The sequence below is a fragment of the Pseudostreptobacillus hongkongensis genome (genome assembly GCF_001559795.1).
Lineage (GTDB): Bacteria > Fusobacteriota > Fusobacteriia > Fusobacteriales > Leptotrichiaceae > Pseudostreptobacillus > Pseudostreptobacillus hongkongensis.
Genome location: NZ_LOHY01000080.1, coordinates 1 through 20661, shown reverse-complemented (window position 1 = coordinate 20661; position 20661 = coordinate 1). Strand labels below are relative to the sequence as shown.

The following is a 20661-nucleotide window of genomic DNA, read 5'->3' as shown; positions in this document are numbered from 1 at the left end:
GGTGTTTATGGTAAGGAAAAAGAAAGGTAGAAGTGTAAATTTTAAGTTTCTAAATGTTATAGTTGTTGCTTTATTATTACTAGTTTTAAGTAAATTTACTAACTATTTAAATTACAGTAATAATGATATTAATGAAAAGTCTTTTGTGGAAATTAATGAAAATATAGTTTTTAAGACAGAAGGAGAAAACAATAAATTAGATATAAATAATGCTGATATTAAAGAAATTGCAAAGATACTTGATAATAAAAAAGCAAGTTCAGTTATAGCTTATAGAGAATTTGTTGGATTTATAGATAATATAGACTATATTAAAGGAATAAGTGTTTCTGATAAATCAAAATTAAAAGAAAACTTTACAATTTCTTCTGAGGAAGGTCAATACATAAAAAGAAATATAAATGATTTAAGTAAAAATGAATTACAGCTTTTAGGATTTAATAGTAAGGAAATAAAATATATTATTGAATTAAAAAGTAAGGGGTCTATTACTTCTGATATAGATTTAAAAGGAAAAGTAAATAAGGTAATACTTGAGAAATATATAGTATATTAGATAAGACTAAGTTAGTTTCTGTTTTCAGAAACTAATTTTAATATTGAAAATAAATATTGACTATTTTCAAAAGAGAGGTACAATATATTAGAATATTAAGGAGGAATGATGTTATGAAAAAAGTATTTAAAATATTACTTTTCTTTATTTTCTTACCATTTTTATCACTTGCTAATGATAAAGAAATAAGGGATAAGATTGAATATTTAATTATGCCCGATTTTAGATATTGGACTATGGAAGGTCAAACTGAAAGAAAAGACTTTGATAAAATGAATGAAGAAGTTAAAGAAGTTATTTCTAATCATAATTTTAATGGAGTTATTCTTTTTGCACAAAATGTTAAAACTACAGATCAAACTGTTAGACTTGTAGATGAATTACAAAAAGCTTCTAAAATACCTATGTTAATTTCTATAGATCAAGAAGGTGGAATAGTTACAAGACTTGGGACAGGAACTAATTTCCCTGGTAATATGGCAATAGGAGCAACAAGAAGTAAAGATTATTCAAACAAGGTAGGTGCATTAATTGCTAAAGAATTAAAAAGTTTAGGTATTAATACAAACTTAGCACCAGTTATAGATGTTAATAATAATGCTAAAAACCCAGTAATAGGATTAAGATCATTTTCATCTAACCCTAAACTTGTATCAGAACTTTCTATTCCTATGATAAAAGGTATGCAAGATCAAGGAATAATAGCTGTTGGGAAACATTTCCCAGGACATGGAGATACAGCTATAGATACTCATTTAGGTATGGCATCAGTGGATAAAGATTACAATACATTATATAATACAGAACTTGTTCCATTTAAAGAAGCTATTAATAATGGTCTTGATATGATAATGACAGCACATGTTCAATTACCACAAATAGAAAAAGACTATTTTGTTGCTCAAAATGGAGAAAAAATATTATATCCAGCAACATTATCAGATGATATTATAACTGGAATCTTAAGAAATAAATTAGGATTCAATGGCGTGGTAATAACAGATGCTTTAGGAATGAAAGCTATATCTGATAATTTAGGGCCTACTGAAGCTATGAAATTATCTATTAATGCAGGTGTAGATATCTTATTAATGCCTATAGGACTTCATTCATTAAAAGATGTTAAAGCATTAGATGAATCAATAGATAAATTAGTAGAAGCAGTTAAAAAAGGTGAAATAAGTATTGATAGAGTTAATGAGTCAATAGCAAGAATTAATAAGTTAAAACAAGATAGAGGAATAGTTAAAGATAATACTGATGTTAATGTAAAACTTCAAAATGCATTAAATGTTATAGGATCTAAAGAAAATAGAAATCTTGAAAGACAAGTTTCTAAAGATGCAATAACTGTTATAAAAGATAGTGGATTAAAAAATATTAATAAGGCTTTATTTATTGTAGGGGATGATAATCAAGAAGCTGTTACAAGATTTGCAATAAATAGATTGTTCTCAGAAGGAAAAGTTCCTTTCTTTAGTTATAGTATTTTAAAATATAACGATAAGACTGATGTAGATGTACTTAAATTAATAGCAGAAAATAAATATGATACAATATTTGTTTATGGTATGATGGCAAATGAATCTTCATTAAACCCAGAAGTGTATAGAACAAAAGTTCCTAATGTTATATCACAAGTTCAAGGTGCACAAAAAATATATGTAAGTATAAATAAACCTTATGATGTAGTTGCTCATTTAAATTATGATATAGTAGCAATATCTTATGGATTTAAAGGTATGGATCCTACAGAACTTGATGGAGGAAATAAGGCATTTGGTCCTAATATACCAGCTGCATTAGAATTGATTTTAACTAAAGAAAAAGCTAAAGGTAAATTACCTGTAGACCTACCATATATTAAAGATGGTAAATTAACAGAAGAAATACAGTTTAGAATGGAAAAATAGTATGTATATATCATATATAAAGCATGATTTTATAGGTAATATAGTTATTAAAGGAAATGATAAAGCCATATGTTCTATAGAATTAAATGTAGAAGAAATTCCAAAAGAATTTAAGGAAAATGAAATTACTAAAAAATGTAAAAAAGAATTGATGGAATATTTTAAAGGTAAAAGAAAAGAATTTGATGTACCTTTAGAACTAGAAGGGAGTGAATTTCAATTAGAAGTATGGGAAGTTTTAAAAAAGATTCCATATGGAGATGTGATTTCATATTATGATGAAGCTGTTATGTATAAAGAAAAAAAATATGCAAGAGCAGTTTCAAATGCAAATAATAAAAATCCTATACCAATAATCATACCTTGCCATAGAGTTAAACAGAAAGATGGTTATATAGGTGGATATAAATATGGTGTGGATATTAAAAAATATTTACTTAGGTTAGAAGAAGAAAATAGATAGAATAAAAACATATACCAAAAACTGGATATTAAATTACTAGAAAGTTTAGGTATATGTTTTTTTATAGCAAGATATAAAAAAGAAGAAGTCCGAATTTGGGCTTCTTCTAATTGAAATATATATTACTTAATTGAATTAAATTTATTTACAAATTTTTCAGCTTCTTCACGTACACCTTCATATCCTTTAGTTGCTACATATTTAGTTAATGCACTTCCTATACCTAAGGCAAAGGCACCATTTTCAAGCCATTTATCCATATTATCTATACTTACACCACCAGAAGGCATCATTTTAGCATATTTTAAAGGACCTTTTACATTTTTTATATATGTTGGTCCAAGTAAGTCTCCAGGGAATAGTTTTATTAAATCAACACCCGATTCTAATGCTTTAACAATTTCTGTTACAGTTGCACATCCTGGTAAATATGGTATTTGATATCTATTACATACTTTAGCTATATCTGTATCTAAGTGAGGAGAAACTATAAATTTTGCTCCTTTAAGTATAGCTATTCTTGCAGTAATATCATCAAGTACAGTTCCAGCACCTACTAAAACATCTTTAATATTTTCTTTAGAAAGTTTTTCTATAGTATTTTCAACATATGGAGTTGAAAAAGTAAGTTCTATTATTTTTATTCCACCTTCTATAACTTTTTTAGATATTTCATAAGCATCAATATCATCTTTCCCTCTAATTACAGCAACTAGCTTATCATTTTCTATTTTTTTTAAAATTAATTCTTTCATTTTTCCTTCTTTCTAATTATTTAAAATAAAAGTTTCTAATTTTTTTCTTGTTGGTAGTCCTTCATTATCACTTTGGTGTTGAATTTGAATAGCACCTATAGCATTAGCTCTAGTTAACATTTCTTCTTCGCTTAAGTTATCAAGTATTGATGATATTATACCTACAGCAAATCCATCACCAGCACCTACAGTATCAACTATATGTTCAACTTTAAAACTAGGAACAAATAAATGTTTTTCTTTATCGTAATAGTGAGAACCTTTAGCACCATCTTTAATTATTATTTTTTCTATACCCATTTCAAGATATTTTTTTGCAATATCATCTATATTTTCTAAATTTAAAAGTAATTTAGCTTCATTTATACCAGGTAAGATTAAATTAGCATTACTTGAAACATAGTTTACCAGTGCTTTCATTTCATCAATACTATCCCACATTTGTAATCTTAAATTTGGATCAAATGTTATATATTTATTGTTTTCTTTAGCTTTTTTTATAAGATAATAAATAGTTTGTCTGAAACTTTCAGATATACCTAAAGGTATACCAGTTATATGTATTAAATCAAATTCATTAAAATCAATCTTATCTATATATTCTTTAGTTATTTTACTTGCTGCTGAATTTTTTCTGAAATAATGTATATCAGGATCACCATCTAATACTCTTGCTTTTAACTGTATACCTGTTTTATTCACTTTGTCAATACTTAAATATTTTGTACCTATTTTTTCCTTTTCAAAGAAATTTAATAACTGCTTTCCAAAAGGATCATTTCCAAGTATAGTCATATACTCACATTTAAAACCCAATCTTGTTAATCCAACGCAAACATTAAGTTCAGCACCAGATACACTACAAATATAGCTTTTAGTTTTCTCAAGAGAGTCATAACCTTCAGCTGTTAATAACATCATTGCCTCTCCAACTAATAATATTTTCTTCATTTTACACTCCTATTTTTTGTAGAACCTCTAACTATTAATTTAGTAGGAAGTTCTATATATTCTATCTGTTTATTCATATTTTCAAGTCTAGACATGATAAGTTCAGCACATTTTACACCACATTCATAAGATTTTTTACTTATAGTGGTGATACCTTCTTTATTTATTAGTTCTGCCCAACCCCAATCATCAAAACTACATAATCCTATATCATCTCTTTCATTATCATAACCTAGTATTTTAAATGTCTGTAATACTTCAAGTAGTATTTGACCATTCATACAGAATATGGCTTTTCTAGTTTTTTCACCGTCTTCTAAAAAATCTATAATCTTGTTTTTTAAACTATCCATATCTTTATTTTCATAAATATATGTGTAACCATCTTTTTGATTAAATAATTTAGTAGAAGCATCTATATATGCTTGATGTCTTGTCTTTCTTGTGTTATTACTTAATTCATAGGTAAAAAAAGCTATCTTATCATATTTGTTTTCATATAGATGTTTAAGTGTTGAATAAGTGGCACCGTAATTATCTATTGTAACGGTATCGATAATATAGTTTTGATCTATACTTCTATCAGCAAGTACTATAGGTATGTTTTTCTCATTATTTAGTTTTATTAAATAATCATCATTACTTCCTGTAGTATTTATTATTAAACCATCTATATTATATGATATTAAAGAATCTATAGCTTTTATTTCATCTTCTTCATTATTACTTATTTCTGTAACCAAAACTCTATATCCATTTTTTTTGCATATATCTGAAATACCTTTAAAGATATAACTAGAAAACTGATTTCCTATATCAGCTATAGTACAACCTATAATTTTACTTTGCTTATTTTTCAAACTTCTTGCCATTCCATTTGGAATATACTCTAATTTTTTTATGGATTTAGCTATTTTTTTTCTTGTTTCTTTTGACATAAATTCATATTTACCATTTAAATATCTTGAAACTGTTGTTTTTGAAACACCTGCATGTCTAGCAACTTCTGTTATAGTTAGCTTCATTATTAATCCTTTCAATATTTTTTAGAAATCGATTTCTAAACTTTTCAATATTAGTATATCTCGGTTTTAATTTTTGTCAATACTTAATTTATTTAGTTGATTCTCTTTTGACAAATTCAGTCTATATTTTATAACGATTTACATCTTCTTTTTTTTAAGTATACTACAAATAAGGCTCTAATTCAAATAAATACTATATATTATGTATTTCAGTTTAATAAAAAATAAGCCTATTACTATGTGTTATAATCTACAAATATTATTAAAAATTTACTATATACATATTTAAAAAAACGCATATTATGTGAAAATATGCACTATCAAATAGTTAAAACACCTAATTTTAAATATTTTGTATATATTTAAAAATGTAAAAATAATATTTTATGAATTATTAAACAAAAAAAATAGTTAAAAATTATTGAAATTTACAACAAAAATATGTATAATTATAATTGAAGAAAAAAATAACTTTATAGGAGGAATTATGAAAGTTGTAATTGCAGGTTCAGGAGCAATGGGAGCTACTTATGGTTCTATGCTAAAAAAATCTGGACATGATGTAGTATTTTTAGATCTATGGCAAGAAAATGTAGATGCTATAAATCAAAATGGTATTAAGTTTATAAACTTAGGTGTTGAAGAAACTTTAACATCAAAAGCATATAAGCCTAGTGAATATAATGGAGAGGCAGATTTATTAATTGTATTTACAAAATCAATGCAATTAAAAGATATGTTAAATGATGTTAAACATCTAATATCTGAAAAAACAGCAGTATTATGTCTTTTAAATGGTTTGGGACATATAGACACATTAAAAGAATTTGTTCCAAAAGAAAATATTTTAATGGGAGTAACAGTTCTTACAGCAGGTATGAAAGGACCTGGAGTATTTGCAGTAAGTAACTATGGTAAAACTGAAATACAAAATATAGACGAAAAAGGTAAAGAAAAAGCCCTTGAAGTAGTTGAAGCTATAAATAATTCTGGATTACCTTGTGAGTATTCTAATGATATATTATTCTCTATTTGGAGAAAAGCATGTATTAATGGAACTATGAACTGTTGTTGTACATTACTTGAATGTAATATGTTACAATTAGGTCAAACTCCTAATATTAGAGAACTTTTAGGAACTATAGTTGAAGAATTTGCAGCAGTTGCTAAAGTAGAAGGTGTTACATTAAATGTTGAAGAAATGACAAATCTTGTTTGTTGGTTTACAACAGAAGAATTTGCTGGAGTAAAACATTATCCTTCTATGCATCAAGATTTAATTCAAAATAGAAGAAAAACAGAAATAGATTATCTAAATGGATATGTTTCAAGAAAAGGTAAAGAATATGGTATAAATACTAAATTCTGTGATTTAATAACTATTTTAGTACATGGTAAAGAGAAAGTTTTAATAGGAGGATAATATGTCAGAAAGAATAAGTGCAAAAGATTTTACTATGAGAGTTTTAAATGGAACAGCTGTAGGTATAGTTGTTGCTTTAATACCAAATGCAGTATTAGGGGGATTATTTAAATATTTAGGAGCAAATTATCATCCAATATTTTTAACACTTGCAGCAGTGTGTGCGAATATTCAATGGATTATAGCTCCAATGATAGGATTCTTAGTAGGTTTACAATTTAAATTTAATCCAATGAAATCAGCTATTATATCAGCTGCAGCTTGGATAGGTTCAGGAGCTTTAGTTGCTCAAGCACCAGTTGATGGTAAAGTGTTTTATGCAATAGGTCTAGGAGACTTAATTAACGTAATGCTTGTTTGTGCTATTGCAGTTTATGTTACTCAATTATTAGGTGAAAAATTAGGTTCATTAACTATAGTTTTACAACCAATAATAGTTGGTGCAGGAGTTGGGTTCTTAGGATTATTAATGCTACCTTATGTTAAATTAATTTCTCAAGCAATAGGAGGAGGAATTAACTCATTTACTACATTACAACCAATTATAATGTGTGTATTAATAGCTATGTCATTTGCAGTATTAATAATTTCACCTATATCAACAGTTGCTATAGGTATTGCAATAGGATTAATGGGACTTGCCAGTGGGGCTGCAAACATAGGAGTTTCAGCAACAGCAGCAGTTTTAGTTGTAGGTTCATTTAAAGTAAATAAAGCAGGAGTTACTCTTGCAGTTGGTCTTGGTGGTATGAAAATGATGATGCCTAATCTTGTTAAAAATCCAATAATGTTATTACCAGTTTTAACTACAGCTTTCTTTAGTGGTTTAGGTGTAAGATTCTTAAACATCATGGGAGATAGCGTAAGTGCTGGGTTTGGATTTGTAGGACTTGTAGGACCAATAAAAGCTATGGCTGAATATACAAATATGGGTATTTCAAGTGCAACTGGATTAGTATACATTCTTATAGGATATGTATTAATACCATTTGGAGTAGCAATACTTTCACATATACTTTATACTAAAGTATTGAAAATATATTCTTCAGATATCTACTTATTTAATAACTAATTAGAAATAAAAGATATATAATAAAAGCAGGAAAACTTAGTGTTTATCCTGCTTTTCTATATTATTTATATAGAGTCTTTTTATTTTATAATAAAAAAAGAAGCACTTGCTTCTAAAAAATGGTGAGCCAGCAGGGGGTCGAACCCTGGACACACGGATTAAGAGTCCGTTGCTCTGCCAACTGAGCTACTGGCTCACATTTACTTTAATAGTATAGCTCAAATTCTATAAAAAATCAAGTAGAAATATAAAAATAAAACTGATATAATGTTTTAAGAGGAGGATAATTTTATGTTGAGAAAGATATTTTTTAAGGATAAATGGAGACTTTTGTTAGTTATTATTCTTTTCATTTTTCAAGGTCTTTTTGCAGTTTTACCTTTTGACTTTTTTGGATCAATTTTAGATGGTATAAATAGTGGAACTTTGAGTTATAGAGAACTAATGATTAAAATATGTTTTATGGTGCTTTCAGCATTATTTCTATATTTATTTTCTGCCTTTGCAGAATATGTTGTATTTATAGGATATCATATAGTGTGTAATGATGTAGAAGAAATGATGATAAAAAAGGTTCTTAAACAAACACCTGTATTTTATGAAAAATTTAGTATAGGTGAGATAATGGGTAGAATAACAAATGATATATATAGTTATGTTGCACCTTTTTTTGGTTTTGGATATCACTGTATAGGTATGGGAATAGTTCAAAATTTAATAGTTTTCATATTTGTTACAAGTAAAATAGGATTTACATTTGCATTATTAATAAATTTACCTTATTTAATTCAGGTTTTCCATTCAATAATAAATAAACATAGATTTGAAAAGTTATATAAAGATATGATGTCTAAGTTTGATTTAATATCAGAAAATATTTTAGAAAATATTAGAGGAATAAGAATAAATAGAGCATACAATATGTATGGTGGGTTAAGAAAACAATATGTAAAAGATTTAGATAAATATTCTAAAAGCTCTTTTGTATATAACTATGTTACATCAGTTTGGGAAACTACAAGTATTATGGCAGTTTCAGCTTCTTATTTAGTATTAATAATATATGGTTTTTATCTATATTCTCAAGGGCTTGCAACATTTGGATCTCTTATTGGAGTATCTTTAGTTATGGCTTTAATGCCTTGGCCTTATTCAACTTTATCATTTTTAATTTTAATGTTAAATGAATTAAAACTTGGGACAACAAGAATTAATCATATATTAGAAGAACCAGATGTAATGGTAGAAAAAGCAAATGGAGAAATTTTAAAATTTTCAGATAAGATAGAATTTAAAGGATATAGTTTTACATATCCTAATGGAACTAGTGTTTTACATGATATTAATTTGGTTATAACTAAAGGGGAAATGGTTGGTATAATGGGTAAAACAGGTAGTGGTAAAACTACTTTAATAAAACAATTACTAAGACTTTATGATACTGATTCTGGAATATATATAGACGGTAAAGATATTAGAGAGTATAGTATTAAAAGTTTAAGAGATAATTTTTCTTATGCTTCACAAGAATATTTTATATTTTCAAAAACTATTAGAGAAAATATATTGTTTGGAAGAAATTTAGAAGATAAATTAGAATATAGTTTAGAATTTTCTGATTTAGCAAAGGATGTAGAAAAATTTGAAAAAGGTTTAGAAACTATGGTTGGTGAAAATGGAGTTTCTTTATCAGGGGGACAAAAACAAAGATTAGGTATAGCAAGGGCTGTAATAGAAGATAAAGAAATAACTATATTTGATGATTCCCTTTCAGCATTAGATACAAATACTGAAAAAAATATTATAGCTAATATGAATAAGTATAGAAAGGGTAAGACAAATATTATTGTTTCTCATAGAATTTCTAGTGTTATTAATGCTGATAAAATAGTTATACTTAATGGTGGGAAAATAGAAAATATTGGTACGCATAATGAACTTTTAGAAACTTCAAGTTGGTACAAAGAACTATATGATTATCAAATGAGAAAAGAGGGTCTTGAAAATGTTTGAGAATAATAAATTACTTAGATTTGCAAGATACCTTAAATATACTAAAAAAGAGTATATTATAGGGATTTTAGCTATCATAATAGGTATAGTTACAGAAATACTTGGGGTTAAAATAATTTCTAAATTGTTTGATTTAGAATTTTTAACAAATCATAAAGATGAATTATTTAAGTATATTATGATATTAGGTACTATATACTTAATATTAAGATTAATAGATGTTATAAAAGACTATGCTAGAAGATATTATTTTAGTAAGACATCTCAGATAATGTATAAAAAATTACAAGAAGAAGTCTATGATCATATACAGAAATTACCTATAAAATATTTTGATAATATACCTGCAGGTTCTGTACTTTCAAGGTTAGTTAGTGATGTTAATGCTATACGTAAGTTTTTTGAATCAACTTTTGTTCTTATGATAATAGTAGTTTTAAAGATAGTTATAATATACGGTATATTATTATTTATCAATGTTAAACTAGCTATATTTATCTTATTATATATACCTTTAATATATGTAATTCAAAAAATATATACTAAACTTTCAGTTAAGTATTATGGTATATATAGAAAGGTAGATTCTAAATTACAAGGAAATACTAATGAAACATTTCAGAATTTAGAAATTATTAAAGTATTTAATAAAGAAGAAGATGTGTATAATAACTGGAAAGAAATGTCAGGAAATCGTTTAAAAAGTGCTAATAAATCAGAACTTGTAAATTCATTTTTGATGTTTAAGTTATTTGAGTTTATAGAATTAATAATTAAAATAACGATAATACTTTATTATGTTTACTCACTTTATTATAACTTAAATTTAATAAAATCAGCCGAAGTTGTAATGTTTTTATTTTATGTTTCAAGTATATTAGGTGAAATTATGCAGCTTACTTCCCAAATTTCTCAGTATAATAAGGCAAAGGTATCAGCTATGAATTTATCTGAAATTTTAGATCTTGAAATAGAAAAAAATACAGGGACTAGAATACTTGATAATTTTGAAGGGGTTATAAAATTTGAAAACGTAGGGTTTTCATATAACGATAAAGAACAGGTATTAAAAGGTATAAGTTTTGAAGTTGGTAAAAATCAAACAATAGCTTTTGTAGGTCATACCGGAAGTGGTAAGTCAACTATAATGAATTTACTTATTAAATTTTATGAAAATCAAACTGGTAATATATATGTAAGTGGAGAAAATTTAAAAGAATTAGATAATGAATATTTAAGATCTAATATTTCTATTGTTATGCAAGATTCATTTTTATTTGAAGGTACATTACTTACAAATATATCAGAAGATAGAGAAAAAACAAAAAAAGCATTAGAAATAGTTGGAGCTGATCATATATTATCTGAGCGTGGATTAGATGCTGAAGTTACAGTAAATGGTGATAATTTCTCAACAGGAGAAAAACAATTAATATCATTTGCAAGAGCCCTAGCTAAAGATCCTAAAATATTAATTCTTGATGAGGCAACAGCTAATATTGATAGTCAGACAGAAAAAATTATACAACGTGGGATAGAAGCGTTAAAAGAAGGAAGAACAACTTTAATTATAGCTCATAGATTATCAACTATAAGAAATGCTGATAAGATTATAGTTTTAGATAAAGGAAATATAGTTGAAAGTGGTAACCATGAAGAACTTGTGGCTCTTAATGGGGTTTATAAAAAAATGTTAGAAAGGGATATGAATAATGAATAAAATATTTAAGAAATACACAATGATTACCTTAATTTATTTTTTATTAGTTGTTATATTTTATCCTAAATATTATTTTTTGATATGGAATGTATTTATAGCATATATACCCTTTTTCCTAAGTTTTGGTTTTGGTAAATTAAAGTATAAGATATTAGAGTATATAAATATGTTTATAGTGTTAATATTTTGGCCTAATTCAATATACATATTTACAGATTTGATACACATATCTGTTATGAGATTTTATAAAAAAACAGATACCGTAACATATATTATGAATTTTAATAATTGGATTAGACTATCACTTATATTTATTGCTGTATTAGTTGCAGTTAAACTTAGTTATTATACTGTACATAATTATGTTAAAAATAAGAAAAATAAGAAAAATAAATATACCATATATGCAGTTTTAAGTTTAATTAGTGGACTTGCAGTATTTGTTGGTAGATTTGGAAGATTAAATTCATGGTATTTATTCCAAAATCCTATACAGATAACAATGACAGTATTATCTCATATGAAGGTAGAAAATATTAAATATATGCTGTTTTTTGCTCTGATTCAATTTATAGTATTGCTTATAGAAGAAGAGTGTTAATTTATTGAAAAAAAATAATAAATATTGTAAAATAGTTAAAGCTAATGATAAAAAAGAAGGGAATGATTAAATGAAAGTATATTTAGCAGGAAGTTTATTTAATGAAGCAGAAGTTGCTCAAAGATTAAAAGAAGGACAAATTTTAAGAGAAAATGTAAAAGGTATAGATTTATTTAATCCTATTGAACAACCGTTTAATGAGAATAAGCAAACATTACCTACACCTATAGATATATTTGATGGTGATACAAATGCAGTACTTGCAGCAGATGTTGTATTACTTGATATGACTAATGAAGACCCAGGGGTTATGGTTGAATTAGGTATTGCAGTAGCAAATAATAAAAAAATTATAGCAGTTAACTCAGATATTAGATTAAAATCAGCAAATAAATATGATATACCTAGCTATGCTATGAATCACTATGTATTAGGAGCTATATTAAAATATGGTGTTTTAGTACATTCTTTTGCAGAAGCTGTTGAAGAGTTAAAAAAGTATGAAGACAGATAATGTTACTGAACTTAGAAGAGTTGCCTTCTTATTAACAATTATAGGAGGTATATTAGAAATATTTTCATATAAACTTAAAGGTGGAGTTTTTGCAACAGCTATAACAGGTAATATAGTTCTTATGGTATATCATGCAAAAAATTTATCTTTTGAGGAGGTTCTTAAATATTTACTACCTATATCGTGTTTTATAACAGGAGTAAGTATATCTGAAATTTTAAAGTTAAAAGCTGAAAAATTAGATATGAAATATTGGAGAAATATAATAATATTATTTGAAATAATTGTTTTTATAATCATACCCTATATAGCATCAGATAGATTAGTTGCAGCCCTTATATCACTTGTATCAGGGATGCAAGTTCAAGCATTTAGGAGAGTATATGGTAAAGCATATATGTCAACTATGTGTACTGGTAATACGAGATTACTTATAGAATCTATTATTAATAAAAGACATCACGATATAAGGATATATTCATTTGTAATAACCGGATTTGTAACAGGAGTAATTTTAGGAGATATATTAATAAGTTTATTTAATAATTTTGCAATATATTTCTGTGCTTTGATATTAATAGTGGTTACATGGATTATAAATAGGAAGATTAAAAATTAATTGTATAAACATATATCAATAAAATGGTAAAAGTAGTATAAAATTTTAGAGATATATGTTTTTTATTTAGTTTATATTCTTTATTAAAAGTGATATAATAAATATGAAAATTAAAATTTTATTTATTTTATAATTGATTTAGATATTTTGTACTATTGCAATAATAGTATAAATAATGTAAACTATAATCATCTTACTGAAATATGAAAAGGGAGAAAAATGAAATTAGCAGATAGAGTATTAAATATGCAATATTCACCAGTTAGAAAATTTGTACCTTTTGCAGATGAGGCAAAGAAAAATGGTGTTAGAATTATAGAATTTCATATAGGACAACCAGATGTTAAAACACCTGATTCATTCTTTAATGGAATTACTAAATATCAAGAAAAAATAGTTAAATATGCAAATTCACAAGGATTAGAAGATCTTTTAAATGCATTTGTTGACTATTATGGTAGATATAACTTAAATTTAGAAAAAAGAGATATAATAATAACAAATGGAGGAAGCGAGGCACTTCAATTTGTTATGAATACTATATGTAATCCAGGAGATGAAGTTTTAGTTCCTGAACCATATTATTCAAATTATGATTCATTTTTAAGGATAGCTTCAGCAAATTTAGTTCCAATAGTTACTAAAATTGAGGAGGGTTATAGATTACCATCTTATGAAGAAATGAAAAAATTAATAACTCCTAGGACTAAAGCTATCCTATTTTCAAATCCATCTAATCCAACAGGAGTTGTTTTAGATGAAAGAGAAATGGAAGATATTAAAAGACTTGCAAGAGAACATGATATTTTTATAATATCTGATGAGGTTTATAGACAGTTTATATATGATAGTGCAAACTTTAAATCATTCTTAGCTTTTGAAGATCTTTCAGATAGAGTAATTATGATAGATAGTATTTCAAAACACTATAGTGCATGTGGAGCAAGAATAGGTGTTGTTGCTTCAAGAAATCAAGAGTTAATGTCACAAATGTTAAAACTAAGTCAAGCTAGACTTTCAGTTTCTACGATAGAACAATTTGCTAGTGCATCTCTTGTAAGAGGAATAGATGTACATATAGATTATGTTAAAAAAGAGTATAAGAAAAGAAGAGATTTAATGTTTGAAAAACTTCAAGCTATACCTGGAGTAATAGCAAATAAGCCAGATGCAGCTTTCTATATTTTTGCTTCTCTTCCTGTAGATGATACAGATACTTTTGCAAAATGGTTATTAACAGACTTTAGATATGAAGGTAAAACTATAATGTTTGCACCAGGGAATGGGTTTTATGCTAAAGAACATAGACAATTAGGGCAAAATGAAGTTAGATTTTCTTTCTGTGGAAATCAATTAAGAGATATAGAAGAAGGAATGAAATTATTAGAAATTGCTATTAGGGAATATAATGAAAAGAAATAAGGTGGGATACCTTTTAGAAATATCATATAAAGGTAAATATTTTGATGCATTTGATGAAATTCCAAATAAAAAAACAGTTAAAGGAGTTTTAAAGAAATATTTACAAGAATTAGGTGTATGGATATATAAAGGGCTTCAACAAGCTGGTAGAACGGATGCCAAGGTATCAGCAAATTCTAATTATATATATTTTGTAGCTAATAAATTTAATACTGATATTCTTTTATTCAATGAGAGTATAGAAGGTCTTAAAATTAAATCTATTAAAGAAGTACCTATAAATTTAGTATTACCTGATTTAGTTGAAAGAAGAGTATATATTTATTATTATCCTAAAAAATTTATTACTTTAAGTGATGAAGAGATAGAAAAAAGATGCTTAGAAATTTCAGGTAATCGTGATTTTTCAGAGTTTACTAATCATAAAGGACTTAAATTAAAAAATCATATAAGGGATGTTAATGTTAGCTATATTGATGGTAAACTTTACTTTGATGGAAATTCCTTTATGCCACAACAGGTTAGAATTATGAGTGGCTATATACTTAAAGGAGAAAAGAAACCGATGAATCCAAAATTTTTAATTTTAGATAATATTGTTTTGAAAGGAGAAATATGAAGAAACAGATTAATAAAGAGGCTTTGATAAGTATTATACTGTATTTTATGTATTTTTTATGGTGGTATTATTTTGCATATATTTATCCGCCTAAAAATGTTGAAGAATATAAATATATATTAGGATTACCTGATTGGTTTTTTTATTCTTGCATAGTTGGATTTATATTATTTAATATTTTAGTTATTATTATTACTAAAGTATTTTTCAAAAACATTGATTTAGATACAGGAGATATATGTGATGAATAGTATATTTGATAAATTAGAAATTATAATACCTTTAATAATTTATTTAGTTATAACTTTTTATGTAGCCTATTACGTTAATAAAGATAGTAAAAATAAAGGGTTTATAGAGGAATATTATTTAGGAAGTAGAACTATGGGTGGTTTTGTATTGGCAATGACTATAGTTGCAACATATATATCAGCATCTTCATTTATTAGTGGTCCATCAGTTGCATATCAAAAAGGACTTTCTTGGGTTTTACTTGCATGTATACAAACACCATTAATATTTCTTACACTAGGAGTGTTAGGAAAGAAAATAGCTATTATTTCTAGAAAATTAAATGCTGTAACAGTTATGGATATAATAAGAGCGAGATATAAAAATGATTTTTTAGTTTTACTTTTATCTTTACTTATGGTTGTATTTTTAATTGTATCAGTAGTAGGTCAATTTGTAGGTGGTGCAAGACTTATAGAAAGTGTTATAGGAATAGATTATAAAATAGCTTTAGCTATATTTGCTTTTTCTGTAATATTTTATACTAGTTTTGGTGGATTTAAAGCAGCTTCAGTAAATGATGCAGTTCAAGGATTAATTATGATGCTTGCAACATTGGTATTATTTGGTATGATGATATATAAGTTTGGGGGTATGTCTAATATTACTCAAGCGGTAAAAAGTATAGATCCTAATTTACTTACACCTAATTCAGGGGGTGCTATTTCTAAACCCTTTATAATGTCGTTTTGGATATTAGTTGGTATAGGAGTTTTAGGAGTACCTTCAACTACAGTTAGGGCTATGGGATTTAAAGATAGTAAGGCTTTACATAAAGCTATGATAATAGGTACATTTGTTGTAGGATTTTTACTTATAGGAATGCACCTTGTAGGATTTATGGGACGTGCTTTTGAACCTAATATTGATGTAAGTGATAAACTTATACCAACACTTGCACTTAAGAATTTAAATCCTATACTTGCAGGAATATTTATAGGTGGTCCTCTTGCAGCTATTATGTCTACTGTAGATTCAGTTTTAATATTGATATCATCATCTATAGTTAAGGATATATATATAAATTATATTAATCCTAAAGAAACAGAAAAGAACTTAAAAAGAATATCACTAGGAGTTTCTTTCATAATAGGGGTATTAACATTTATTTTATCTTTAAATCAATCAGATTTAATAGTTTGGATTAATTTATTTGCATTTTCAGGACAAGAAGTACTATTTTTTGTACCTATAGTATTAGGACTTTATTGGAGAAAAGGTAATGCAAAAGGGGCTATAGTTTCTGTTGTTTTAGGATTTATAACATTGATTACTATGACTCAATTTAAGATATCTTTATGGGGATTACATAATATAGTTCCATCTTTAAGTGTTGCTATAATTATATATGTTATAGTGTCAATTTTTACTAAACAAGAAGAAAATGATAAATTAGATATATTTTTTGAATAATAGAAAATATAAATAATAAAAAAGGTAGTTTTACAATAATGTAATTACTACCTTTTATATTAATCTACTAAAGTTGCAAGTAAGTTACCCATTTCTTCTTCAGCTTTTTCAGCACTTGGACCTGTTGCAGTAACTGTAACTTCAGCATCTTTTTTAATTCCTAGAGATAAAATCTTTACTAATGAATCAGCTTTTGCTTCTTTACCATTATATGATAACATGATTTGTGTTCCATCTTCTTTAAATTCTTTAGCTTTTTTAACTATAACTGAACCTGGTCTAGTATGTATTCCAGTTTCGTTAATAATTGTAACTACTTTTGCCATAATTTCCTCCTAGAATATATTTACATATATAATAATATTACACTAGATTTTAAACTTTGTCAACATTTATTCTTGAATTTCAAAATCTATATTTTCTAATAATTCTTCATTATTTGGGTATTTTTTTATAAGGTCAATTAAAAACTTAAGAGCTTCAGCTTCATTAAGTTTTAGTAAAAATTTTCTTAATTTTAATACATCTTCAAATTCTTTTTTTGAATAAAGTAATTCTTCACGTCTTGTTCCACTTTTGTTTATATCTACAGCAGGGAATAATCTTAATTGTTGAAGAGCTCTATCAAGTACAAGCTCCATATTACCAGTACCTTTGAATTCTTCAAATATTACTTCATCCATTCTACTTCCTGTTTCTATTAATGCAGTTGAAAGTATAGTTAAACTACCACCGTTTTTAATTTTTCTTGCAGCACCAAGGAATCTTTTAGGCATATATAGAGATTTTGGATCTATACCACCTGAAAGTATTTTACCACTTGAAGGCATTTCTATATTATATGATCTTGCAAGTCTTGTAAGACTATCCATTAGTATAACTATATTTTTCCCTTTTTCTATTTCTCTTTTAGCTGCAACTAATACTTTTTCTGTTAAGTTTATATGAATATGTGTATTTTCATCAAATGTAGCAGCAAATATTTCAGCATTTTTTACATTTTCTTTAATATCTGTAACTTCTTCTGGTCTTTCATCTATAAGTATTATCCAAACTTGTACGTCATCATTGTATTTTAAAATATCATTTGCAAGTGATGATAGTATAGTAGTTTTACCAGCTTTAGGAGGTGCTACTATTAATCCTCTTTGTCCTTTTCCAATAGGGGAGATCAAATCTATAATTCTAGATGATGTAGTTCCATTACCAAGTTTTAATCTTTCTATAGGATAAGAAGGTATTAATTCATCAAACATAGGACGATTTCTACTTGTTTCACTTGTTTCTCCATTTACATAAACTAATTTTAATAATCCATAATTAGTTTCATCTTTAACAGGTTCTCTAACTTCTCCAACTATTATATCTCCTTGTCTTAAGGCAAACTTTTTAATTTGAGAATTTGAAACATAAACATCTTTTCCTTGAGGAGTATTTCTTAAAAAACCAAATGTTTCATTTATTATGTCTAATTCTCCATAAGAATAAATTAGTCCTTGTTTAGATGCTAAAGTAAAACAAAGTAAATTAAGTAAATCCATTTTAGGTAAAGTAGAATAATTAGCTATTTTCAATTCTTTTGCTAATTTTCTAAGTGTTGTAAGATTATAGTTTATAAGTTCAGATAATTCTATTATTTCTTCTTGCATAATACACCTTTCTACTTATGAAATCCTATATCTGCAGGATTTATATCTCCAGATATATGTAAGATTTCTCCATCTTTTTTTTCGAATTCTTTTCTAAGTTCACTGACTTTTTTAATAAGTTCTATGGTATCTTTGTCTAATTTATCCTCACTATATCTTCCGTTTGACCAATATTCTATCACTATTTTTGAGTCTCCACAAATAGTTTTAATATTGTATTTTAAAGCATATTTAAGTGCTATAAATAGACCTGTTAATTCACCAAAATTATTAGTTCTATCTTTACTTAAATAATAATTACCATAAGAATTTATTTTACTATCAGACATTATGAAAGGGAGAAGAGAATCACCAAAAACATCACATACCTTTACCTCGGCAATACCCTTTCTTCCAGTTCCTGAATCAAAATATATTGCATCTTTTATTAATGTAGAAGTATCTTTTACACGCGGAGTGTATAAAGCACCAGAATTTAACCATGCTTGTGCATCTTCTATATTTTCAAATTTTTTAAATCTAGCATTTTTACCTTTAGTTAATTGTTGGCATTTAGCCCAACTATCAACTATATCTGAAATTTGTTCTTCTTCTAAAAAATATGCGTAAAACATAATTATTCACTTATTGATAATATATTTAAGTTTGTAAGTTTAATATAGTATTTAATAATTTCATCTGCTAGATTAGAGTTTAAGAAAATAATTAAAGTTGATAAATCTAAATCATATTCAATATTATCTATCTCAGGTAATCCTAAAAGTATAGAAGAAAGTTGCTTGACTTGTTTTATATCTTTTAAATCGTCTAATTTTACTATTTTTTTCATAAATTATCTATAACTTTCCTTTCTTTTTAGCTAATAAAATTATACCAAAAAAATAGTCTAAAGTAAAGAAAATAAATGACTTCGAGAGTCATTTATTCCACATTATTATTCAGATTATATTTTGTTGGTTTATTTTGTTTTATACCATTTATATATGTATCTTCTTCATAAGAACCATCACTATAATACATAGTAAATTTTCCATTTTTAATATTATTAATATATGTTCCTTCTTCCTTATTACCATTTGTGAAGTAAATAGTATATTTTCCTTCTTTATTATCATTAATATAATTTAGTTCTTCTTTATCACCATTTAGATTATATATTGTAGCAGGACCTTTTTTTAAATCTTTTTCATAAGTTCCGGTTTCAGTATATCCTTTTATAGAGTAAAAAGTGTAAGCACCATTACGCTGCCCATCTTTATATATACTTTCTTCACGTGATCCTGATGGTATGTATAAAATAGCTTTTCCTTCTTTTTTATTATCTACATAAGTACTTTCCTCACGATTTCCATCATCCCAAAGAAATAGTGCATCACCTTGTTTTCTACCATTAATATATGTTCCAATTTCTTTCCCTATTTTATCTATGTATATAATAAAATTACCGTGTTTTTTCCCTTCTATAGTTTCAACTTCTTCATTTACTTTAATGTCTAAAGAAAAACTAAATAGAGATATAAGGAAAAGAGTAATTAAATTTATTTTTTTCAATTTTGTTCTCCTCAAATTTTATAATTTCTATTATTATATCATAAAAATATACTTAGACCTAACTGTATATAAAAAGAGGCTGTTGCAATTC

At 26.1% G+C, this 20661-nt stretch carries 22 protein-coding genes and 1 tRNA gene; 14 read left to right on the top strand and 9 right to left on the bottom strand.

What is annotated here, in order from left to right:
- Positions 1 to 7: 7 nt before the first annotated feature.
- From AYC59_RS02960 to AYC59_RS02950, 3 genes are all read left to right on the top strand, one after another.
- The gene (locus AYC59_RS02960) at positions 8 to 556 is read left to right on the top strand and encodes a ComEA family DNA-binding protein (RefSeq protein ID WP_066895051.1); all 549 of its coding nucleotides are present in this window, start codon (positions 8 to 10) and stop codon (positions 554 to 556) included.
- A gap of 113 nt (positions 557 to 669) precedes the next feature.
- Entirely contained in the window at positions 670 to 2469 is a 1800-nt protein-coding gene (locus AYC59_RS02955; RefSeq protein WP_066895049.1) for a glycoside hydrolase family 3 protein, read from the top strand.
- Between the two features lies 1 nt (position 2470).
- Positions 2471 to 2932, top strand: coding sequence for a methylated-DNA--[protein]-cysteine S-methyltransferase (locus AYC59_RS02950; RefSeq protein WP_066895047.1), 462 nt, complete (start codon positions 2471 to 2473; stop codon positions 2930 to 2932).
- A gap of 122 nt (positions 2933 to 3054) precedes the next feature.
- On the opposite strand, the gene AYC59_RS02945 is transcribed toward AYC59_RS02950, so the two are convergent.
- The 3 genes from AYC59_RS02945 to AYC59_RS02935 are packed head-to-tail and all read right to left on the bottom strand — an operon-like array spanning position 3055 to position 5663.
- Complete coding sequence (locus AYC59_RS02945) at positions 3055 to 3687, bottom strand: bifunctional 2-keto-4-hydroxyglutarate aldolase/2-keto-3-deoxy-6-phosphogluconate aldolase (RefSeq protein ID WP_066895045.1); 633 nt, start codon at positions 3685 to 3687, stop codon at positions 3055 to 3057.
- A gap of 12 nt (positions 3688 to 3699) precedes the next feature.
- On the bottom strand, positions 3700 to 4638 hold the full coding sequence (locus AYC59_RS02940; RefSeq protein ID WP_066895043.1) for a sugar kinase: 939 nt from the start codon (positions 4636 to 4638) through the stop codon (positions 3700 to 3702).
- Positions 4635 to 5663 carry a LacI family DNA-binding transcriptional regulator gene (locus AYC59_RS02935; protein WP_066895041.1) on the bottom strand — a complete coding sequence of 343 codons (1029 nt, stop codon included), beginning with the start codon at positions 5661 to 5663 and terminating at the stop codon, positions 4635 to 4637. Before AYC59_RS02935 ends, AYC59_RS02940 begins: the two co-directional genes overlap by 4 nt.
- Positions 5664 to 6150: 487 nt before the next feature.
- Between AYC59_RS02935 and AYC59_RS02930 the strand changes: the two genes are divergently transcribed.
- Together AYC59_RS02930 and AYC59_RS02925 are read left to right on the top strand one after the other, a co-directional pair.
- A complete protein-coding gene (locus AYC59_RS02930; protein WP_066895039.1) occupies positions 6151 to 7086 on the top strand; it encodes a 2-dehydropantoate 2-reductase in 936 nt (311 codons plus the stop codon).
- A gap of 1 nt (position 7087) precedes the next feature.
- Positions 7088 to 8158 (top strand): PTS sugar transporter subunit IIC, encoded by a 1071-nt coding sequence (locus tag AYC59_RS02925; protein ID WP_066895037.1) that lies wholly within the window; start codon positions 7088 to 7090, stop codon positions 8156 to 8158.
- Positions 8159 to 8278: 120 nt separating this feature from the next.
- Here the strand turns inward: AYC59_RS02925 and AYC59_RS02920 are convergent.
- Positions 8279 to 8354: transfer RNA gene (locus AYC59_RS02920), tRNA-Lys, on the bottom strand.
- 95 nt (positions 8355 to 8449) lie between these two features.
- Here AYC59_RS02920 and AYC59_RS02915 point away from each other — a divergent pair.
- From AYC59_RS02915 to panF, 9 genes are all read left to right on the top strand, one after another.
- On the top strand, positions 8450 to 10171 hold the full coding sequence (locus AYC59_RS02915) for an ABC transporter ATP-binding protein (protein ID WP_066895035.1): 1722 nt from the start codon (positions 8450 to 8452) through the stop codon (positions 10169 to 10171).
- Positions 10164 to 11891: an ABC transporter ATP-binding protein gene (locus AYC59_RS02910; RefSeq protein ID WP_066895033.1), complete on the top strand. Its 1728-nt coding sequence runs from the start codon at positions 10164 to 10166 to the stop codon at positions 11889 to 11891. Before AYC59_RS02915 ends, AYC59_RS02910 begins: the two co-directional genes overlap by 8 nt.
- Positions 11884 to 12492 carry a DUF1361 domain-containing protein gene (locus AYC59_RS02905; RefSeq protein WP_066895031.1) on the top strand — a complete coding sequence of 203 codons (609 nt, stop codon included), beginning with the start codon at positions 11884 to 11886 and terminating at the stop codon, positions 12490 to 12492. The genes AYC59_RS02910 and AYC59_RS02905 overlap by 8 nt, the downstream gene beginning before the upstream one ends.
- Before the next feature lie 70 nt (positions 12493 to 12562).
- Positions 12563 to 13006 (top strand): nucleoside 2-deoxyribosyltransferase, encoded by a 444-nt coding sequence (locus AYC59_RS02900; protein ID WP_066895029.1) that lies wholly within the window; start codon positions 12563 to 12565, stop codon positions 13004 to 13006.
- Positions 12993 to 13625: a YoaK family protein gene (locus tag AYC59_RS02895; protein ID WP_066895027.1), complete on the top strand. Its 633-nt coding sequence runs from the start codon at positions 12993 to 12995 to the stop codon at positions 13623 to 13625. Before AYC59_RS02900 ends, AYC59_RS02895 begins: the two co-directional genes overlap by 14 nt.
- A gap of 219 nt (positions 13626 to 13844) precedes the next feature.
- The gene (locus AYC59_RS02890) at positions 13845 to 15047 is read left to right on the top strand and encodes a pyridoxal phosphate-dependent aminotransferase (RefSeq protein ID WP_066895025.1); all 1203 of its coding nucleotides are present in this window, start codon (positions 13845 to 13847) and stop codon (positions 15045 to 15047) included.
- A complete protein-coding gene (locus AYC59_RS02885) occupies positions 15034 to 15666 on the top strand; it encodes a tRNA pseudouridine synthase A (protein WP_066895024.1) in 633 nt (210 codons plus the stop codon). The genes AYC59_RS02890 and AYC59_RS02885 overlap by 14 nt, the downstream gene beginning before the upstream one ends.
- Positions 15663 to 15917, top strand: coding sequence for a YhdT family protein (locus tag AYC59_RS02880; protein WP_066895022.1), 255 nt, complete (start codon positions 15663 to 15665; stop codon positions 15915 to 15917). Before AYC59_RS02885 ends, AYC59_RS02880 begins: the two co-directional genes overlap by 4 nt.
- A complete protein-coding gene (panF, locus tag AYC59_RS02875) occupies positions 15910 to 17370 on the top strand; it encodes a sodium/pantothenate symporter (protein WP_066895020.1) in 1461 nt (486 codons plus the stop codon). The genes AYC59_RS02880 and panF overlap by 8 nt, the downstream gene beginning before the upstream one ends.
- A 59-nt stretch (positions 17371 to 17429) precedes the next feature.
- On the opposite strand, the gene AYC59_RS02870 is transcribed toward panF, so the two are convergent.
- From AYC59_RS02870 to AYC59_RS02850, 5 genes are all read right to left on the bottom strand, one after another.
- Entirely contained in the window at positions 17430 to 17696 is a 267-nt protein-coding gene (locus tag AYC59_RS02870) for an HPr family phosphocarrier protein (protein WP_245620618.1), read from the bottom strand.
- A gap of 66 nt (positions 17697 to 17762) precedes the next feature.
- On the bottom strand, positions 17763 to 19019 hold the full coding sequence (gene rho, locus AYC59_RS02865) for a transcription termination factor Rho (protein WP_066895016.1): 1257 nt from the start codon (positions 19017 to 19019) through the stop codon (positions 17763 to 17765).
- A gap of 11 nt (positions 19020 to 19030) precedes the next feature.
- Positions 19031 to 19633 (bottom strand): ribonuclease H family protein, encoded by a 603-nt coding sequence (locus AYC59_RS02860; protein WP_066895014.1) that lies wholly within the window; start codon positions 19631 to 19633, stop codon positions 19031 to 19033.
- A 2-nt stretch (positions 19634 to 19635) separates the two neighbouring features.
- On the bottom strand, positions 19636 to 19848 hold the full coding sequence (locus tag AYC59_RS02855; RefSeq protein ID WP_066895013.1) for a hypothetical protein: 213 nt from the start codon (positions 19846 to 19848) through the stop codon (positions 19636 to 19638).
- A gap of 92 nt (positions 19849 to 19940) precedes the next feature.
- Positions 19941 to 20570 carry an MORN repeat-containing protein gene (locus AYC59_RS02850; RefSeq protein ID WP_066895011.1) on the bottom strand — a complete coding sequence of 210 codons (630 nt, stop codon included), beginning with the start codon at positions 20568 to 20570 and terminating at the stop codon, positions 19941 to 19943.
- Positions 20571 to 20661 lie beyond the last annotated feature (91 nt).

Excerpts from the sequence above, each read along its gene's own strand:
- AYC59_RS02960 (WP_066895051.1), top strand. The coding sequence starts at position 8 with ATGGTAAGGAAAAAGAAAGGTAGAAGTGTAAATTTTAAGTTTCTAAAT.
- AYC59_RS02925 (WP_066895037.1), top strand. The coding sequence starts at position 7,088 with ATGTCAGAAAGAATAAGTGCAAAAGATTTTACTATGAGAGTTTTAAAT.
- AYC59_RS02885 (WP_066895024.1), top strand. The coding sequence starts at position 15,034 with ATGAAAAGAAATAAGGTGGGATACCTTTTAGAAATATCATATAAAGGT.
- AYC59_RS02940 (WP_066895043.1), bottom strand. The coding sequence starts at position 4,638 with ATGAAGAAAATATTATTAGTTGGAGAGGCAATGATGTTATTAACAGCT.
- panF (WP_066895020.1), top strand. The coding sequence starts at position 15,910 with ATGAATAGTATATTTGATAAATTAGAAATTATAATACCTTTAATAATT.
- AYC59_RS02880 (WP_066895022.1), top strand. The coding sequence starts at position 15,663 with ATGAAGAAACAGATTAATAAAGAGGCTTTGATAAGTATTATACTGTAT.
- AYC59_RS02870 (WP_245620618.1), bottom strand. The coding sequence starts at position 17,696 with ATGGCAAAAGTAGTTACAATTATTAACGAAACTGGAATACATACTAGA.
- AYC59_RS02945 (WP_066895045.1), bottom strand. The coding sequence starts at position 3,687 with ATGAAAGAATTAATTTTAAAAAAAATAGAAAATGATAAGCTAGTTGCT.
- AYC59_RS02930 (WP_066895039.1), top strand. The coding sequence starts at position 6,151 with ATGAAAGTTGTAATTGCAGGTTCAGGAGCAATGGGAGCTACTTATGGT.
- AYC59_RS02895 (WP_066895027.1), top strand. The coding sequence starts at position 12,993 with ATGAAGACAGATAATGTTACTGAACTTAGAAGAGTTGCCTTCTTATTA.
- AYC59_RS02860 (WP_066895014.1), bottom strand. The coding sequence starts at position 19,633 with ATGTTTTACGCATATTTTTTAGAAGAAGAACAAATTTCAGATATAGTT.
- AYC59_RS02915 (WP_066895035.1), top strand. The coding sequence starts at position 8,450 with ATGTTGAGAAAGATATTTTTTAAGGATAAATGGAGACTTTTGTTAGTT.
- AYC59_RS02900 (WP_066895029.1), top strand. The coding sequence starts at position 12,563 with ATGAAAGTATATTTAGCAGGAAGTTTATTTAATGAAGCAGAAGTTGCT.
- AYC59_RS02955 (WP_066895049.1), top strand. The coding sequence starts at position 670 with ATGAAAAAAGTATTTAAAATATTACTTTTCTTTATTTTCTTACCATTT.
- AYC59_RS02905 (WP_066895031.1), top strand. The coding sequence starts at position 11,884 with ATGAATAAAATATTTAAGAAATACACAATGATTACCTTAATTTATTTT.
- AYC59_RS02890 (WP_066895025.1), top strand. The coding sequence starts at position 13,845 with ATGAAATTAGCAGATAGAGTATTAAATATGCAATATTCACCAGTTAGA.
- AYC59_RS02855 (WP_066895013.1), bottom strand. The coding sequence starts at position 19,848 with ATGAAAAAAATAGTAAAATTAGACGATTTAAAAGATATAAAACAAGTC.
- rho (WP_066895016.1), bottom strand. The coding sequence starts at position 19,019 with ATGCAAGAAGAAATAATAGAATTATCTGAACTTATAAACTATAATCTT.
- AYC59_RS02935 (WP_066895041.1), bottom strand. The coding sequence starts at position 5,663 with ATGAAGCTAACTATAACAGAAGTTGCTAGACATGCAGGTGTTTCAAAA.
- AYC59_RS02950 (WP_066895047.1), top strand. The coding sequence starts at position 2,471 with ATGTATATATCATATATAAAGCATGATTTTATAGGTAATATAGTTATT.
- AYC59_RS02910 (WP_066895033.1), top strand. The coding sequence starts at position 10,164 with ATGTTTGAGAATAATAAATTACTTAGATTTGCAAGATACCTTAAATAT.